This window comes from Bradyrhizobium sp. MI1.3 (assembly GCF_055811695.1).
This window is the reverse complement of record NZ_JBVVPQ010000094.1, coordinates 1-2212: the sequence shown is the minus strand read 5'-3', so window position 1 is coordinate 2212 and position 2212 is coordinate 1. Positions and strand designations below refer to the sequence as shown.

The window sequence follows — 2212 nt, the reverse complement described above, 5'->3', positions numbered from 1 at the left end:
CCTGGGGTGTTCTCCCATAGTGGGGGGGTGGGGGTTTTATTTATTTTTTTTCCTCTCTTTCCCCGCGTGGGCCCCCCCGGCCCCCCCCCCCCGACCCAGTATTCCAGAGGCCGGCGTTAAAGAGCTCGCTCTCACGACAACGGGGCGGCGTACCAGTATTGGAGAGACACCGGTTTGATGCGGAAAGGCCGCGGCGTACTGGATGCCCCGGTCAAGCCGGGGCATGACCGTGGAGAACGTGGCGAAGTCCTCGGCGCACGAAAAGTGGCCATCTGATTCCTCACCCTCATTCACCACGCCCGAAATTCCTGGTCCCGCCCGCCGTCGAATTCCGCTATTGAGGGGCGCGGCAATCGTTCTGCTCTCCTGCGAGCATTCCGCGCAATCGATCCGTCTCGTCGGCGCGTGGTTTCTCGATGCAGCTCTATCTCCCGATCGCCGATCTTCCGGTCAACGTCTTCCTCGTGCTAGCGATGGGCGCGGCGGTCGGCTTCGTCTCCGGCATGTTCGGGATCGGCGGCGGCTTCCTGATGACGCCGCTTCTGATCTTCATCGGCATCACACCGGCAGTCGCGGTCGCTTCCGTCGCAAGCCACATCGCCGCCTCGTCCTTTTCCGGCGCCCTCGCTTATTGGCGGCGACGCGCGATCGACCCGGCGCTGGCGAGCGTGCTGTTATGCGGCGGCGTAACCGGGACGGCTCTCGGGGTGTGGACCTTCACGCAGCTGCGCGCGCTCGGCCAGCTCGATCTGATGATCGCACTGTCCTACGTCGTGCTGCTCACCACCGTCGGCAGCCTGATGTTCTCCGAAGGCCTGCGTGCCCTGATGCGGACCCGGCGCGGCGCGGTGCCGCCGCGACGCACGCATAACTGGATCCATGGCCTGCCGCTGAAGATGCGGTTCAAGCGCTCCAAGATCTACCTCTCGGTCATTCCGGTCGTGATCGTCGGCATGCTGATCGGCTTCATCGGCGCCATCATGGGCATCGGCGGCGGCTTCATCCTGGTGCCGATCATGATCTATTTGCTGCGGGTGCCGACCTCGACGGTGATCGGGACGTCGATGGTCCTGACGCTGGTCACGATGCTGTTTGCGACCTTGCTGCATGCCGTGACCAATCATTTGGTCGACGCGGTGCTGGCGCTGATCCTGATGGTCGGCGGCGTCACCGGCGCCCAATTCGGCGCCCGCGCCGGCCAGAAGATCCGCGGCGAGCAGTTGCGGCTGCTGCTTGGCCTCTTGATCCTCTCGGTCGGCGTCCGCTTCGCCATCGAGCTGGTGATCCGGCCAGAGGATCTCTTCACCATCCGCGAGCTGGGAGTGAACGGATGATGCGCGCAGCTCTCGCGGTCCTGCTTGTCCTGCTGCTCGGCTCCGTCGCACGGGCCGAGCGGCTGATCGTGTCGGTCTCCAACCATCGCGTCACGGTGACGCCGAACTATTCCGGCGAGGAGCTGGTGCTGTTCGGCTCGGTCGAGAAGGACGCCTCTACGCCCGCTGACCGCAAGAGCTACGATCTCGTCGTCACCGTGATGGGCCCCCGCGCCGACATGGTGACGCGGCGCAAGGAGCGCACCTTCGGGATCTGGATCAACACCGACTACCGCCAGTTCCTGGCGGTGCCGAGCTATCTCGCATTGTTCGCCAACCGCTCCTTCGAGGCGATCACCTCGCCCGAGATCGCGCGACGCCAGCAGATCGGGCTCAACAACGTGCTGCTGACCCAACGCGTCAGCGGCGACTATGCCGATGTGGTGCCGAACGACGCGTTCCGCTCCGCCTTCATCCGCCTGCGCACCCAGCGCGGTCTCTACCGCGAGGATCCGAGCGCGGTGACGTTCCTGACACCGACCCTGTTCCGCACCGGCATTCCACTGCCGGCGGAGGTGCCGATCGGCACCTATGAGGTCGAGATCAAGCTGTTCGCCGACGGCGCGTTCATCGGCAAGACCGAGACCGCGTTCGAGATCGTCAAGGTCGGCTTCGAGCAGTTCGTCGCGACGACGGCGCGCCAGAACGGGCTGATCTACGGCCTCGTCACCGCCGCGATGGCGCTGATGACGGGCTGGATGGCGTCGATTGTTTTCAGGAAGGATTGAGGGAACTACGCTCTCTCCTCTCGTCGTGGGGGGGGGGGGGGGGGGGGGGGGGGCGGGGGCGCGGGGGGGGGGGCGGGGGGGGGCGGCGGGGGGGCGGGCGGCGGGGGGGGG

Annotated in this window: 2 protein-coding genes; both read left to right on the top strand. The window is 66.0% G+C overall.

Annotated elements, in window-relative coordinates:
- The first annotated feature begins 416 nt into the window (after nt 1–416).
- Complete coding sequence (locus AC0L3A_RS36180; protein ID WP_354200535.1) at nt 417–1334, top strand: sulfite exporter TauE/SafE family protein; 918 nt, start codon at nt 417–419, stop codon at nt 1332–1334.
- Nucleotides 1331–2101: a TIGR02186 family protein gene (locus tag AC0L3A_RS36175; protein WP_473256171.1), complete on the top strand. Its 771-nt coding sequence runs from the start codon at nt 1331–1333 to the stop codon at nt 2099–2101. The genes AC0L3A_RS36180 and AC0L3A_RS36175 overlap by 4 nt, the downstream gene beginning before the upstream one ends.
- Nucleotides 2102–2212 lie beyond the last annotated feature (111 nt).